Genomic DNA, 14,960 nt, shown 5'->3' with positions numbered 1-14,960 from the left:
ATGCCCAGCGTGCTTCCGCTCGGGGACCCCGCGCCGTCGGACGGGCTGTTGCCCGGCCAGGCGCTGGAGGGCGCCGCGGACCGGGCCTTCGGGCTCTACGTCCACATCCCGTTCTGCGCCGTGCGCTGCGGTTACTGCGACTTCAACACCTACACCGCCACGGAGCTCGGCGGCGGGGCCTCCCAGGACGCCTACGCCGGCACCGCCGTCACCGAAGTGGGCTTCGCCGGGCGTGTGCTGAAAGCCTCCGGTCTGCCGGACCGCCGGCTCAGCACCGTGTTCTTCGGCGGCGGCACCCCCACGCTGCTGCCGGCGGCGGACCTGGCCCGCATCCTTGGTGCAGCGGCGGAGACCTGGGGCCTGGCACCCGGCGCCGAGGTCACCACCGAAGCGAACCCGGACTCCGTCACGCCCGAGTCCCTCCAGCTGCTGGCCGACGCCGGCTTCACCCGGGTCTCCTTCGGCATGCAGTCCGCCGTGCCCCACGTCCTCCAGGTGCTGGACCGCACGCACACGCCCAGCCGGGTGCCGCAGGCGGTCCAGTGGGCCCGCGACGCGGGCCTGGCCGTCAGCCTGGACCTGATCTACGGGACACCGGGGGAGTCGATGGCGGACTGGCGCTATTCGCTGGAAACCGCCCTGTCCTACGGCCCCGACCACATCAGCGCCTACGCCTTGATCGTGGAGGAAGGCACCAAACTCGCGACCCAGATCCGGCGCGGCCAGGTCCCGGGCATCGACGACGACGACCACGCCGCCAAGTATGAACTGGCCGACGACCTGATTTCCGCGGCCGGCCTCCAGTGGTACGAGGTCAGCAACTGGGCCCGCACCCCGGAGCAGGCCTGCCGGCACAACCTTGCCTACTGGCGCGGAGACGACTGGTGGGGCATCGGGCCGGGCGCGCATTCGCACGTGGGCGGCGTGCGCTGGTGGAACGTCAAGCATCCGAGCGCCTACGCCGGGCGGCTGGCCTCCGGGGCCTCGCCCGCGGCCGGCCGGGAGACCCTCGACGGCGAAACCCGCAACGTGGAGCGTGTCATGCTCGAGGCCCGGCTGGTCACGGGCCTGTCTATCGCCGGCCTTGGTGGCTTTGGCGGCCTGGGAGAGGCCGGGCGGCATGCCGTGGCCGGGCTCATCGCCGACGGCCTAGTGGACCCCGCGAAGGCTTTCCGGGGCCGGCTCGTCCTGACCCTCAAGGGACGGCTGCTGGCGGACGCCGTGGTCCGCCGGATCCTGCCGGACTAGTCCCTGCCGTTACCCGTTACTTGATCCAGCGCAGGTTGTAGGTGTACCGGTGCGGCTGGCCCCGGTTGACGTGGATGCCGGCGGACACGGAGAAGCAGGCGAGGGCGATCCAAATCAGGGTGGCCAGGACGGCGAACAGGTTGCCGACCACCGGAACAAAGACCAGCAGGTTCGCGAGGACCGCCGCGATGGTCGGGGGCAGCGTGAAGTTCAGGGCTTCCTTGGACTCCTGCGCCGTGAACGGTCCGCGGTCCTTGAAGATCAGGTAGACCAGCAGCGCGGGGATGCAGCCGAGGATCCCGCCGAAGTGCGCCAGCGTGGCCCACTGCCGGTCTTCCCGGGCGGTCAGCGGCAGGGCATTGGCCGGAACGCCATGGTACGGCGACTGGCCATAGCCGGCCTGATGGTCCGTGTGTTCGCGTGCGTCTTCTGCCACGTGTCGTCCTTTGGATTGCGGTGGTGCCTTGGTACCGGGAGGAACTGCGGCCGCGCCCGAAAGCAACGGCTGCCGTTCCAAGAATACTTGTACCGGCGGCGAAGTGAAGCACGCACCCCTTGCTAGGGCTCGGTGAGGAAGTCGATGACCTCTTCCACCCGGCCCAGCAGCGACGGTTCCAGATCGGCGTAGCTGTGCACCGCGCCGAGGAGCTTCTGCCAGCCCAGCCCGATGTCCTCCTTGGTGCTGTGCGGCCAGCCGAATGCGGTCAGGATGCCGGTCTTCCAGTCCACCCCGCGCGGAATCACCGGCCAGCGCTCGATCCCCAGCACCGCCGGCCGGATGGCCTGCCACACGTCCACGTAGGGGTGGCCGACGATGAGCACGTTGCCGGCGGCGCCGGGGGAAGCCATCACGGCGTCGGCGATCCGGGATTCCTTCGAGTCCGGAACGAGGTGGTCCACCAGGACCCCCAGCCGCCGGCCCGGGCCGGGGGAAAATGCCTGCACAGCCCCCGTCAGGTCATCGATGCCGTGCAGGGGTTCGACGACGATGCCTTCCACCCGCAGATCGTCGCCCCAGACTTTCTCCACCAGTTCGGCGTCGTGCTTGCCTTCCACCCAGATCCGGCTGGCCTTGGCCACCTGGGCCCGCTGGCCGGCCACCCGGACGGATCCGGAAGCGGTCCGGGCTGCCGTGGCGGTACCGGGGGCGGGTACCTTCGGAGCCGGCGGCATCAGCCTGATCGGCCGGCCCTCCAGCAGGAATCCGAAACCCAGCCGGAACGAACGGGACTTTCCCCGGCGGTCTTCCAGGGCCACCACATACATGCCGCCGGACTTCTCGACGCGGGTAACGGCCCCCACCCAGCCGGACTGCACGTCTTCGAGCACCATGCCGCGCTGCACCGGCACCTCGGGCAGCTGGGCCTTGGCCGGCGTGGAGAGCTCCTGCGGGCCCCAGTTCTGGTACGACATCGGCTACACACTGCTTTGCATTCGGAATTTTCAGGGGTCGAAACGGCCCGCGCCGGCCGCTTTGTGTCCGGAAACACCGCCCGCGGCGCAGAGCCCGCAACGGATCCAATGCTAACAACGGCGCGAGTCATATTAGACTGGTTAGCACTTAGGCATGTCGAGTGCTAACCGCGGGGACCGCCGGGCCATCCCGCCCCGCGGCACCCGGCGAACCGAACGAGGGTCGATTGGAGGCGGTGCGTGAGCGAGCCACGGAAACTCGAAGTGCTGCGTGCCATCGTGGAGGACTACGTTCATTCCCGTGAACCCGTCGGATCCAAGGCGCTGGTAGAACGGCACCATCTGGGCGTCTCCAGCGCCACGATCCGCAACGACATGGCTGCGCTGGAAGATGAGGGTCTGATCACGGCCCCGCACACCAGCGCCGGCCGGATCCCTACCGACAAGGGCTACCGGCTGTTCGTGGACCAGATCTCGGCCGTCAAGCCGCTGTCTGCCGCCGAACGGCGGGCGATCCAGGCGCTGCTGGAGGGATCGGATGACCTTGATGACGTGCTGGACCGGACGGTCCGGCTGCTCGCGCAACTGACGAACCAGGTCGCCGTCGTGCAGTATCCGCTGCTGAGCCGGGCCAGGGTGCGGCACATCGAATTTGTCCTGCTGGCGCCCCGTAAAGTGCTGACGGTGCTGATCGCCGACAGCGGCAAGGTGGAGCAGCGGGTGATCGACGTCGGCCAGGACATCGCCCACGAGCCCCTCGCGGAACTGCGCGCCGTGTTCCTGGCCAGGCTCTCCGGCAGCCCGCTCAGCCTGCTGCCCCAGGCATTGCCGGCGACGGCGGACGCGTGTCCGCCGACGCACCGCAGCGCCGCGCATGCCCTGGCCCGGGGCCTCGAGTCCCTGGCGGCGAGCAGCCGCGAGGAACGGATGGTCATGGCCGGCACCGCGAACCTGGCCCGCTCGAACGTGGATTTTCCGCTCAGCATCGGTCCGGTCCTCGAAGCCCTCGAAGAGCAGGTGGTGATGTTGCGGCTGCTCAGCGAGATGGTGCAGGACCCTCGCGGCGTTACCGTGAGCATCGGCCGGGAGAACCCGTACGACGGCCTCTCCGAAGCGTCGGTGGTTGCCACCGGCTACGGCCCGGACGCCACGGCCAAGGTGGGGGTGCTGGGTCCGACCCGGATGGACTATCCCACCACCATGGCCGCCGTCCGTGCGGTGGCCCGCTACCTGTCGCGAATTTTGGGCCCCTAAGAAGTCCGCCCGGCAGCAACTGTTTTACCCGTCACAGGTTTTGCCCTATACCGGCAGTTCAACCAGGAAGAGATACACACTTTGACCAGCCACTACGACGTTCTTGGAGTCTCCCGCGAAGCGACGGGCGAGGAAATCAAGAAGGCCTACCGCAAGCTAGCCCGGAGCCTGCACCCGGACGTGAATCCCGGCGAGGACGCCTCCGAACGCTTCAAGGCCGTCACCCACGCGTACGAGGTGCTCTCCGACCCGCAGAAACGCCGGGTCTATGACACCACGGGCAACGAAAACGGGACGGACAACGGCTTCGGCGGCGGCTACGCCGGACAGGGCTTCGCCTTCCAGGACATCTTCGAGACCTTCTTCGGCGGCGCCGCCGGCCAGGGCGGCCCGGCGTCCCGGGTCCGGCGCGGCCAGGATGCGCTGATCAGCGTCCGGATCGACCTGCGTGACGCGGTCTTCGGGGTCAACAAGAAGCTCGAAGTCGACACCGCCGTCACCTGCCCCACCTGCGAGGGTTCCTGCTGCCGCGAAGGCAGCCACCCGGAGCGCTGCGACATCTGCGGCGGCAGCGGCCAGGTCCAGCGCGCCGTGCGCTCCATCCTTGGCCAGGTCATGACGACCGCTCCCTGCGGCAGCTGTGAGGGTTTCGGCACCGTGATCAAGGACCCCTGCAATGAGTGCGCAGGCCAGGGCCGCATCCGGAGCCGCCGATCGCTGACGGTCAAGGTTCCCGCCGGCGTCGCTACCGGCACCCGGATCCAGCTCTCCGGCCAGGGCGAAGCCGGTCCGGCCGGTGGACCGTCAGGGGACCTGTACGTGGAGATCCGGGTTAACAACGACCCCACCTTCGTGCGTGAGGGGGATGACCTGCACGCCAGCCTCAACATCCCGATGACCGCCGCGGCCCTGGGCACGGAGGTGACCCTGGAGACCTTCGACGGGCAGCAGGAGATTGACGTCAAGGCAGGCACCCAGTCCGGCGAGGTCATCGCGCTGCGCGGCATGGGCGTCACGCATCTGCGCGGCTACGGCCGTGGAGACCTCAAAGTCCACCTGCAGGTAGACACCCCGGCCAAGCTCGACGCCGCCCAGGAGGACCTGCTGCGCCAGCTGGCGAAACTTCGCGGCGAGCAGTTCACCGACGGCAAGCTTGCCGCCAGCGGCGGCGTCTTCGCCAAGCTCCGGGACCGGCTTAGGTAACCTGTAGCAGTGAGCAACCCGGTCTTTTTTGCATCCGCCGGAAGCCTGGACCAGCAGGTCCCGGGATCCGTGTTCGTCCTTGAGGGCGCCGAGGCCCGCCACGCGGTGACCGTCAAGCGGCTCTCCGTGGGTGAGCCGGTGGACATTGCCGACGGCGCGGGCCGGCGCATCAGCGGGGTCGTCACGGCCGCCGCGGCGCAGCAACTGACGGTGGAGTGCACCGCAGCCAGCACCGAACCCCGGCCGGAGCTGCGGTTGGTCCTGGTCCAGGCGCTGGCCAAGGGGGACCGGGACGAACTCGGCGCCGAGACTGCCACTGAGCTGGGCATTGACGCAGTCATCCCCTGGCAGGCGGAGCGGTCCATCGTGCGGTGGAAGCCCGAACGCGCAGCCAAGGCACACGCCAAGTGGCAGTCAGTGGTGACTGCGGCGGCGAAGCAGGCGCGCCGCACCTGGATTCCGGAGGTCCGGGCCGCCGTCGACAGCGCCGGCCTGCAGGCGGCCGTCGCCGCAGCGGACCTGGCAGTGATCCTGCACGAGGATGCGGTGCGTCCGCTCCGGCAGGTCCTCGAGGCCTGGCAGGGGTCCGGCCCGGCCGGCGTCCAGGAAATCCTGCTGATCGTAGGACCGGAGGGCGGCATCAGTCCGCGGGAGGTGACCAGGCTGTGCGACGCCGGCGCGGTCACCGCGCTGCTGGGCCATCATGTGCTGCGGTCCTCCACGGCGGGGCCGGCCGCAACCGTGCTGGCCAGCGACATTTTGGGGCGCTGGCAGCGCACGTCCTAGCGGACGGTGAAGCCGCGGGTGTCCACGTTGAGGTCGTGGACCTTGCCGCTCGGGTCCAGCTGCGACACCCGGGCCTCATAGCTGCCTGGCCCCAGCTTCAGTGCGAGCGTGAACTGGCCCGGCTGGGCGGTATCCGTCCCCGCGGTGACGGAGCCGTTCAGGTAGGGGGTTTTGGTGCTGCCGGTGACCCGCTGGATCTCCCACTGCAGTTTGCCCCCGGGCACCGTGCTCCGGCCGGAAATTTTCACCGTGCCGTCCGGGAGCTCGCCGCCTTCCTGCGGATCGACGATCCAGACCGGCGCCACCATCCCGGCGCTGCGCGACGTGGGCGAGCCGAGCCGGACCCGGTTGAACGCGACATAGTCGGTGTGCCCGTCGACCAGGATGACCACCTGGATCTGCTGGCCCGTGTCGGTGAGGCCGGCGCTGGCAGCCGCCGCAGTCGCGGTGTAAACCAGTTGCTGGATGGCCCGCTCGGCCATGTCGGCGTCGAGGTTGCTGTTGAACGCGTCGGCGGAAACGTCCACGGTAATCACGTTCTTGCCGGAAATCGAGGTGGCAAGCTTCTTGGGATTCTGCCAGGGGGTGAAGAAATCCGGGTCCAGCGGCTTCTGCGACATCATCACCCGCAACGCCCGGGTGACCGGATTGTCCTGTTCGGGGGCGTCCCGGAACTCGCGGTACAGAAAAACGTTATCGTTGCTGCGCCCGATCCAGTACACCGGGGCCTTGTTCGAGGCCTGCGAGGATTCCAACGGTGCGCTGGTGGTCGCTACGCCGGCGGCCGGGCCGGGGACAGTCCGGGACGGGGTGTCCGAATTGGTGATGCCCGGCTGCGGGGTGGCCACACACCCGGACAGCGCCAAGGCAGCGGGCAGCACCAGCAGCAGCACGCCGCGGCGGGCACGCCGGACCACTGTTGCCTTCTTCGCTCCACGCTGACTGATTGCCGAAACCTCTTCTGTTCCCGGTGCTGTTCTGATGGCGCCCTGATCCCGAGGACGACGGCGGTGCAGCTGGTGCTGCTGGTGGCCGCCGGGGACGCGCCGTGCGGTGCTGTTCCGCTGCCGCCGCCCGCTGCGCCCTATCCAGCATTACACAGCCGAACAGTGCTGCTGCCGGCTTTCCGCACCGTCTGGCGAACTGCAACGGGAACGATATGAGGACGATATGAAGTTGATACCTAAACCCCGGCCGGGACCGGCCGCGCACCGGCTGCGTGCCCCGCTGGCGTAAGATAAGAGGACCCGCGGGCACAGCCGCCGTCGACACAGCCGCCGTCGGCACATCCGCCGTCGGCGCGGCACCGGCGGGACGAGACAATTTCCCAACTGGAGGGGACCAGAGGCTCACGGGCCAACACCATGACTGAAGCAGCCAACGGCAAGGCCCGGCTCGGCCCGGGCGGGCGCACCGCAGGGGACTTCCCCCACTCCCTACCAGGGCTGCGGACGGAGGTGGTCCTCTTTGACAACTCCGACCAGATGGTCCAGTCCCTTGGGAGCCACGACGAGGCCCTGCGCTTCATCGAGACCCAGTTTCCCGGCGTCGACTTCCATGTCAGGGGCAATGAACTGTCCATCAGCGGCCCGGCCGCAGAGGTGCCCCGGATCATGCGGCTGCTTAACGAGGTCCGCGGCCTGGTGGCGCGTGGCACCGTCATCACGCCGTCCGTGCTGCAGCAGCTCGTGTCGCTGCTGCGCAGCCAGTCGCTGCAGAACCCCGTGGACGTCCTCACCACCAACATCCTGTCCAGCCGCGGCAAGACCATCCGGCCGAAGACGCTGAACCAGAAGAACTACGTCGATGCGATCGATGCGAACACGGTCATTTTCGGGATCGGACCGGCAGGCACGGGCAAGACCTATCTGGCCATGGCCAAGGCGGTCCAGGCGCTGCAGCAAAAAGAGGTTAACCGGATCATCCTCACGCGGCCCGCTGTCGAGGCCGGCGAGCGGCTCGGCTTCCTGCCCGGCACCCTCAGCGACAAGATCGACCCGTACCTGCGCCCACTCTACGACGCGCTGCACGACATGATGGACCCGGAATCGATTCCGCGGCTGATGGCCGCCGGGACGATCGAGGTCGCCCCCCTGGCCTATATGCGTGGCCGCACCCTGAACGACGCATTCATCATCCTGGACGAGGCCCAGAACACCACGCCGGAACAGATGAAGATGTTCCTGACCCGCCTGGGATTCGGCTCCAAGATGGTGGTCACCGGTGACGTCACCCAGGTGGACCTGCCGTTCGGGACCCGCTCCGGTCTGCGCATCGTCGAAGACATCCTGCAGGGCATTGAAGACGTTAACTTCTCCGTGCTGGATGCTTCCGACGTCGTCCGGCACCGGCTGGTCGGCGACATTGTCAACGCCTACAGCATCTGGGACGAAAAGCAGAGGAACCGGGTCAAGCATTCCGTTGCCCGGGAAAACCGGGGGGAACGCGCATGAGCATCGAGGTCAACAACGAATCCGGCGTCGCGGTCGACGAACCCGAACTGGTGGCGCTGGCCCGGTACGTCTTCGAGCGGCTCTTCATCCACCCGCAGGCGGAGCTCTCCATCCTGCTGGTCGACGAGCCGGCAATGGAGAAGCTCCACCTCGAACTGATGGACGAGCCAGGCTCCACCGACGTGCTGTCCGTGCCGATGGACGAACTCACACCCGGCACCCCGGACAAGCCCACGCCGCAGGGCATGCTGGGCGATATTGCGATCTGCCCGCAGGTGGCCGAGGTGCAGGCGAAGAACGCCGGCCACTCCACCCAGGACGAAATGCTGCTGCTCACCACGCACGGCATTCTGCACCTGCTGGGCTTTGACCACGCCGAGCCTGAGGAGAAGGAAGAGATGTTCGGGCTGCAGCGCGAGCTGCTCACCGGCTTTACCGGCAGGGACGCCCCGGCAGAGACGATTCAGTGACCCCACTGATCCTGGCCGGCATGGCGCTGGTCTTCCTCGGGGTGGCCGCCGTGCTGACCGCCGCCGAAGCGGCCCTGAACTTCCTTCCCCGGCACGACGCCGAACAAGCAATCCTGCACAGCCGCGGCACCGCACTGCAGCGGATCCTGGCCCAGCCGGTGGCGCACCTGCGCGCCCTCAGGTTCTGGCGGGTCTGGTTCGAGATGGCCTCCGCCGTGGCCGTGACCGCGCTGCTGCACAGCCTGCTCGACAACGTCTGGCTCGCAGGCCTGGCCGCCACCGGGATCATGGCCCTGCTCGGGTTCGTGATCGTCGGGGTGTCCCCGCGCCAGCTGGGACGGGTGCACTCGGCCGGCGTGGTCCGCTTTTCCGCGCCGCTGATCCGCTGGCTCTGCTGGGTGCTCGGACCGATTCCGGGCTGGCTGGTCACGATCGGCAGCGCCGTCGCTCCCGGGGCGCCGGCGGACAACGAGGCCTTCTTCAGCGAAGAGGAGTTCCGCGAGCTGGTCGATCGCGCCACCGAGTCCGACGTGATCGAAGACAATGAGGCCGAACTCATCCAGTCGGTCTTCGACCTCGGCGACACGCTGGTCCGGTCCGTCATGGTTCCCCGGACAGACATCCTGTGCATCGACTCCGGCTCCAGCCTGCACCGGGCCATGTCCCTTTTCCTGCGCTCGGGATACTCGCGGATCCCCGTCATCGGCGACAACACGGACCAGATCCTCGGCATCGTCTACCTCAAGGACGTCGCCGCGGTGATCCACAACCTGGCGCCCGGCGAGGAACCGCCGGTGGTCGACGCGCTGGCCCGGGAGGTCCGCTATGTGCCGGACTCGAAGCCGGTGAGCGAGCTGCTTCGCGAGCTCCAAAAGGAGTCCACGCACGTGGCGATCGTCATCGACGAGTACGGCGGCACCGCCGGGCTGGTCACGCTGGAGGACCTGATCGAGGAAATCGTCGGCGAAATCGTCGATGAGTACGACACCGAGGCGGCCGAAGCCGTGGACCTGGGCGACGGCAGCTACCGGGTCAGCGCCAAGATGAGCATCGATGACCTCGGCGAACTCTTCGACCTCGAACTCGACGACGACGAGGTGGACACCGTGGGCGGCCTGCTGGCGAAGGCCCTGGGCCGGGTGCCGATCGTCGGCAGCACGGTCACCGTCCACGGCGTGCGGCTCCGCGCGGACCGGCTCGAGGGCCGCCGCAACCGCGTCAGCCACATCATTGCGGCCATCGTGCCAAAGGAAGAAACTGACCTTGACGAGCTTCTCGACGAGGCCAAAACAACGCAACAGGGAGTTCCACGTGAGCAAGCAGAATAAGGCCGACGGCGAAGCGCCCTTCGGCGGGTACCGGGCCGGCTTCGCCGTGCTGGTGGGACGGCCCAACGCGGGCAAGTCCACCCTTACCAACGCGCTCGTGGGCCAGAAGGTGGCCATCACCTCGGCCAAGCCGCAGACCACGCGCCACACCATCCGCGGCATCGTGCACCGGGACGACGCCCAGCTGATCCTGGTCGACACCCCCGGCCTGCACCGGCCGCGGACCCTGCTGGGCAAGCGGCTGAACGAACTTGTCGCGGACACCCTCGCCGAGGTCGACGCGATCGGCTTCTGCCTGCCGGCCAACGAGAAGATCGGTCCCGGCGACAAGTTCATCGCAGCGCAGCTTGCCGCCGTCGGCAACAAGCCGGTGATTGCCGTGGTGACCAAGGCCGATACGGTTGACCGCCGGGCGCTGACCGAACAGCTGCTCGCGGTCGCCGCGCTTGGCCGGGAGGTGCTGGGCGAGGACGGCTGGAAGGACATTGTGCCGGTTTCCGCCACGGACGGCTTCCAGGTTGGCACCGTCGCCGATGTCCTGATCAGCCACATGCCGCCGTCGCCGCCGCTCTACCCGGACGGGCACCTGACGGATGAACCCGAAGCGGTAATGATCGCGGAACTCATCCGCGAGGCGGCGCTGGAAGGCGTCCGCGACGAACTGCCGCACTCCCTCGCGGTCGTCGTGGATGAGATTGTCCCGCGCGAGGACCGGCCGGAGGACCGGCCCTTCCTGGACGTCCGGGTCAACTTGTACGTGGAACGGCCGTCGCAAAAGGCCATCATCATCGGCAAAGGCGGTGCCCGGCTTCGCGAGGTGGGCACCACCGCACGCAAGGGGATCGAGGCGCTCCTCGGCGCCCGCATCTACCTTGACCTGCACGTGAAGGTCGCCAAGGACTGGCAGCGCGACCCGAAGCAACTGGTCAAGCTGGGCTTCTAAGCCGGCCGGGGCTCCGCCCCGCCGCGGGGGAGCGGGCCGGGGCTCCGCCCCGCCGCGGGACCGGGCCGTGGATTGGATCCACGGCCCGGTCCCGGCATGCCCCTCGGGGTTTTCCCAGTTTGGGCCCGTAAAATAGCTTGACTCCTGTTCGCGAAGGAAGGCACCCCTGTGGCTCGACCCCGAGACAACCGCGTAGACGGAACCGGCACCCCGGTTCGGTCGCACGCTGCTGCCCGGCACACGACGGATGATTCCGTCGGTCCGGCGCGCCACCTCGGTGCCCCCCGGCGCACGCCCGCGTGGCTCAAAGCCACCACCATCGTCATTACGGTGCTGCTCGTTGGAGTCGTTGCCTTTGGCGCCTACTGGTTCATCCGGCTGCAGGGGAACATCACCACCGAGGCCCTCGGAGCGGGCAACACGCGCACCGAAGCGGCGCCCGACGACGCGAAAGGCCGGCTGCAGATCCTGATCCTCGGAACGGATACCCGGGAAGGCAAGAACTCCCAGTACGGCGGCGCGGACGACTCCTCCGGCTACGGGCACTCGGACGTGATGATGCTGATGGACATCTCCGCGGACAACAAACGCGTCAACGTCATCAGCTTTCCGCGCGACCTCCTGGTCGACATTCCGAAGTGCACCGACCCGAAAACCCACCAGGAATATCAGGCGCAGAGCAACGTCATGATCAACGCTGCCATGTCCGAGGCGGGCATCGGCTGCGCGGTGGACACCGTCAACAAGCTCACCGGCCTGGAGATTGACCACTTCATGATGGCCGACTTTAACGCGGTCAAGGAACTGTCCAACGCCGTCGGAGGCGTCAACGTCTGCGTCAGCGACGCCATCTTCGACCCGGACTCCGGGCTCCGGCTGCCGAAGGGAACCTCCTCCGTCCAGGGCGAACAGGCGCTCTCCTTCGTCCGTACCCGGCACGCGTTCGGCGACGGCGGCGACCTCGGCCGGATCAAGGCCCAACAGGGTTTCCTCAGCTCGCTCACGCGAAAAATCAAGGACGATGGCACCCTCACCAACCCGGGCCGGATGCTCAGCATCGCCGATGCCATCACCAAAAACCTGACCATCGACCAGGGGCTGGCCTCCGTGCCCACCCTGCTGACGGTGGCCAACCGGCTCAAGGACATCGACGTCGCGAAGGTCGCCTTTGTGGCTACCCCGACGGAACCTGCCGTCTCCGACACGAACCGGCTCCAACTGGCCGAGCCGGCAGCCTCGCAGCTGTTCGCGGCGATGCGGAAGGACGTTGACCTGACGGACCCCGGCGCGTCACCATCGCCGTCGGCCACGGATACGCCGACAGCCAGCGCCGGGCCCGCCGCCAGCGAGACACCCTCCGCGCCCGCCTACGACAGGGCGCTGCAGCCCGTCACGGTGGCCAACGGCTCGGGTGACCCGGCACGCGCCACGGAACTCCTCGCCGCGCTGAAGGCAGCCGGCTTCAGCAAGACAGGCCAGCTGACAGCGCGCGCCACGGCGACCACGGCCATCTATTACGGCGCCAATTACGCCGACGTCGCCGCCGATGTGGCCACGCTGCTGGGCGTTCCGTCCTCGCAGGTGCTTCCCGCCGCCGGGGTGAACGGCGTCCAGGTTTACCTGGGCAGCGACTACACCGGCAGCGCCCAGCAGCCGGGCGCCGCCACCACGCTGCCCCCCGACATCGTCAACCAGACCGCCGGGGACACCGTCTGCCAGCAGGCGAACCCCGCGATGATCAGCCGTTAGCGGCCGGCGGGGCCGCCGCTACCAGATGCTGACCCGCTCCTCCGGCGGCAGCCACATGCCGTCCCTTTCGGTGGTGCCGAAGGCGGTGTGGAAAGCGTCCAGGTTCTTGGCGATGCCGTTGGTGCGGAACTCGTTGGGCGAGTGCGGATCCGTGGCGAGCCGACGCGCCGCTTCCTCGCTCCGGATCACCTGCCGCCAGACCGCGGCCCAGGAGGCGAAGAAGCGCTGGGCACCGGTAAGGCCGTCCAGCACCGGAGGCTCCTGGCCGCCAAGGCTGAGCTGGTAGGCCTGGTAGGCGATCGCGAGACCACCCAGGTCGCCGATGTTCTCACCCAGGGTCAGCCGGCCGTTGACGTGCTGGCCGGGTGCCTCCGCGGGGGAGAGCGCCTCGAACTGAGCCACCAGCCGGGAGGTCAGCGCCTCAAAGGCGGCCCGGTCCGCCTCGGTCCACCAGTTCCGGAGCAGGCCGCTGCCGTCGTACTGGGAGCCCTGGTCGTCGAAGCCGTGACCGATCTCGTGGCCGATCACTGCCCCGATCCCGCCGTAATTGACGGCGTCGTCGGCCCCGGCGGTGAAGAACGGCGGCTGCAGGATGGCGGCCGGGAACACGATCTCGTTCAATAGCGGGTGGTAGTAGGCGTTGACGGTTTGCGGCGTCATCAGCCACTTCTGGCGGTCCACCGGCTGGCCCACTTCGTCGAGATGCCGGTCGACGTCCGCGTTGTGCGCCCGCTCTACGTTTCCGAGCAGGTCGTCCGCGTCGATGACGACGGCGGAGTAGTCGATCCACTTGTCCGGGTAGCCGATCTTGGCCCGGAAGGAGTCCAGCTTCTTGAGCGCCTCCGCTTTGGTGACCTCGCTCATCCAGGCAAGGCCAGTGATGGATTTGCGGTACGCCTCGATCAGGTTCGCCACCAGGACGCGCATCGACTCTTTGTGGTCCTCAGGGAAATGCTTGGCCACGTAGAGCTGTCCCACCGCCTCGCCCAGGGCGGCCTCCACGACGGCGACGCCGCGCTTCCAGCGGTCCCGGTTGCGCGGCGTGCCGCTAAGGGTGGTGCCGTAAAAGGCGAAGTTGGCGTCGACGAACGCCGCGGAAAGGTAGGGGGCCGCCGCGCTGATCACACGCAGCGCGAGCCATTCCTGCCAGCTCGCCAGCGGGACGGTTTCCAGCAGGGACGAGGCGCCGGCGAAGAAATCCGGGGTGCTGACCACGAGCTCGGCCCGCTTGTCCGGGGCTACGCCCGCGGCGTCGAACCAGTCCGAGAGCAGGGGGAACAGCTGCGCGGCGTCCTCGGCCGATTTCAGGTTGTACGTCTTCTGCGGATCACGCAGCGTGACCTTGTCCCAGTGATGCGCCGCCAGGGCGGTTTCCAGCTCCACCACCCGGTCCGCAGCGGCAGCGGCGTCGGCCACGCCGGCCAGACCGAACATGGTCGCAACGTGCCGGCGGTAGGCCTGAACGATGGGTGCGAACTTCTCCTCGCGGTAATAGGACTCGTCCGGCAGGCCCAGGCCCCCCTGGCCGGTGTAGAGGAGGACCCGGTCCGGGTTTCCCGCATCCGGAGCCGGGTAGAGGTAAAAGAGGCCCGAAACGTCGGCGCGGAACAGCCGTCCGGTGAGCCGGACGAGGTCGGCGACCGAAGCCGTCGCGAAAACCTCCGCGAGGCGGTCCCGGATCGGTTCGGCGCCTTTGGCCTCCACGGCGGCCTCGTCCATGAAGCTGTTGTACAGCTCGCCGATCTTGCGTTCGACGCCGCCGGCTTCCTCGCCCCGGGCCGATGCCGCCAGGATAATCTCCTGAACGGCCAGCTCGGCGCCGTCACGCAAGGCCGTGAAGGCACCTTCGAGCGGCCGGTCATCCGGAATTGCCGTGGACTTCAGCCAGCCGCCGTTGAAGTGCCGGTAAAGGTCGTCCTGGGGGCGGACACCGGCGTCGATAGTGGACTGGTCGATCCCGGAAAGCGGCACTGCTGCTCCTTCGAAAGGGGAGCCGTACTCGGCCTGGGACCGGTACAGCGTCTGAATGGTGGACGGTGCGGAGGTATGGCCCCTTCATCTTACGCACCCGTGTTAGTGTGAAATTGTGCGCGCAGAACTGCTTCTTCTTAGC

13 protein-coding genes are annotated in these 14,960 nt (G+C 68.1%); 9 read left to right on the top strand and 4 right to left on the bottom strand.

Annotated features, from left to right (window positions below):
* The gene (gene hemW, locus AC3ANP_RS14415; protein ID WP_488330833.1) at nt 1-1,248 is read left to right on the top strand and encodes a radical SAM family heme chaperone HemW; all 1,248 of its coding nucleotides are present in this window, start codon (nt 1-3) and stop codon (nt 1,246-1,248) included.
* 16 nt (nt 1,249-1,264) lie between these two features.
* On the opposite strand, the gene AC3ANP_RS14410 is transcribed toward hemW, so the two are convergent.
* Together AC3ANP_RS14410 and AC3ANP_RS14405 are read right to left on the bottom strand one after the other, a co-directional pair.
* Nucleotides 1,265-1,684 (bottom strand): DUF4870 domain-containing protein, encoded by a 420-nt coding sequence (locus AC3ANP_RS14410; RefSeq protein ID WP_488330832.1) that lies wholly within the window; start codon nt 1,682-1,684, stop codon nt 1,265-1,267.
* 122 nt (nt 1,685-1,806) lie between these two features.
* Nucleotides 1,807-2,661 (bottom strand): DUF3097 domain-containing protein, encoded by an 855-nt coding sequence (locus AC3ANP_RS14405; RefSeq protein WP_488330831.1) that lies wholly within the window; start codon nt 2,659-2,661, stop codon nt 1,807-1,809.
* 240 nt (nt 2,662-2,901) lie between these two features.
* Here AC3ANP_RS14405 and hrcA point away from each other — a divergent pair, with 240 nt between their 5' ends.
* The 3 genes from hrcA (at nt 2,902) to AC3ANP_RS14390 (ending at nt 5,904) form a co-directional block, all read left to right on the top strand.
* The gene (hrcA, locus tag AC3ANP_RS14400) at nt 2,902-3,915 is read left to right on the top strand and encodes a heat-inducible transcriptional repressor HrcA (RefSeq protein ID WP_488330830.1); all 1,014 of its coding nucleotides are present in this window, start codon (nt 2,902-2,904) and stop codon (nt 3,913-3,915) included.
* An 81-nt stretch (nt 3,916-3,996) separates the two neighbouring features.
* Complete coding sequence (dnaJ, locus tag AC3ANP_RS14395) at nt 3,997-5,118, top strand: molecular chaperone DnaJ (protein WP_488330829.1); 1,122 nt, start codon at nt 3,997-3,999, stop codon at nt 5,116-5,118.
* Nucleotides 5,119-5,127: 9 nt separating this feature from the next.
* Entirely contained in the window at nt 5,128-5,904 is a 777-nt protein-coding gene (locus tag AC3ANP_RS14390) for a 16S rRNA (uracil(1498)-N(3))-methyltransferase (protein WP_488330828.1), read from the top strand.
* Here the strand turns inward: AC3ANP_RS14390 and AC3ANP_RS14385 are convergent.
* On the bottom strand, nt 5,901-6,821 hold the full coding sequence (locus AC3ANP_RS14385) for a GerMN domain-containing protein (protein WP_488330827.1): 921 nt from the start codon (nt 6,819-6,821) through the stop codon (nt 5,901-5,903). The two genes, AC3ANP_RS14390 and AC3ANP_RS14385, sit on opposite strands and share 4 nt — an antisense overlap.
* 447 nt (nt 6,822-7,268) lie before the next feature.
* Here AC3ANP_RS14385 and AC3ANP_RS14380 point away from each other — a divergent pair, with 447 nt between their 5' ends.
* The 5 genes from AC3ANP_RS14380 to AC3ANP_RS14360 all read left to right on the top strand — a co-directional run bounded on the left by AC3ANP_RS14380 (nt 7,269) and on the right by AC3ANP_RS14360 (nt 12,847).
* The gene (locus AC3ANP_RS14380) at nt 7,269-8,357 is read left to right on the top strand and encodes a PhoH family protein (RefSeq protein ID WP_488330826.1); all 1,089 of its coding nucleotides are present in this window, start codon (nt 7,269-7,271) and stop codon (nt 8,355-8,357) included.
* Entirely contained in the window at nt 8,354-8,827 is a 474-nt protein-coding gene (gene ybeY, locus AC3ANP_RS14375) for an rRNA maturation RNase YbeY (RefSeq protein ID WP_488330825.1), read from the top strand. Before AC3ANP_RS14380 ends, ybeY begins: the two co-directional genes overlap by 4 nt.
* The gene (locus AC3ANP_RS14370) at nt 8,824-10,155 is read left to right on the top strand and encodes a hemolysin family protein (protein ID WP_488330824.1); all 1,332 of its coding nucleotides are present in this window, start codon (nt 8,824-8,826) and stop codon (nt 10,153-10,155) included. The genes ybeY and AC3ANP_RS14370 overlap by 4 nt, the downstream gene beginning before the upstream one ends.
* Nucleotides 10,139-11,098 (top strand): GTPase Era, encoded by a 960-nt coding sequence (gene era, locus AC3ANP_RS14365; RefSeq protein WP_488330823.1) that lies wholly within the window; start codon nt 10,139-10,141, stop codon nt 11,096-11,098. Before AC3ANP_RS14370 ends, era begins: the two co-directional genes overlap by 17 nt.
* Before the next feature lie 168 nt (nt 11,099-11,266).
* Nucleotides 11,267-12,847 carry an LCP family protein gene (locus AC3ANP_RS14360; RefSeq protein WP_488330822.1) on the top strand — a complete coding sequence of 527 codons (1,581 nt, stop codon included), beginning with the start codon at nt 11,267-11,269 and terminating at the stop codon, nt 12,845-12,847.
* An 18-nt stretch (nt 12,848-12,865) separates the two neighbouring features.
* Here the strand turns inward: AC3ANP_RS14360 and AC3ANP_RS14355 are convergent, their stop codons facing one another.
* On the bottom strand, nt 12,866-14,818 hold the full coding sequence (locus AC3ANP_RS14355) for a M13 family metallopeptidase (RefSeq protein ID WP_488330821.1): 1,953 nt from the start codon (nt 14,816-14,818) through the stop codon (nt 12,866-12,868).
* Between the last annotated feature and the right edge of the window lie 142 nt (nt 14,819-14,960).

Source organism: Arthrobacter sp. JB02-1C, from assembly GCF_057748045.1.
Note: the sequence above shows the minus strand (reverse complement) of the source record. Positions and strands in the feature narration are given on the sequence as shown.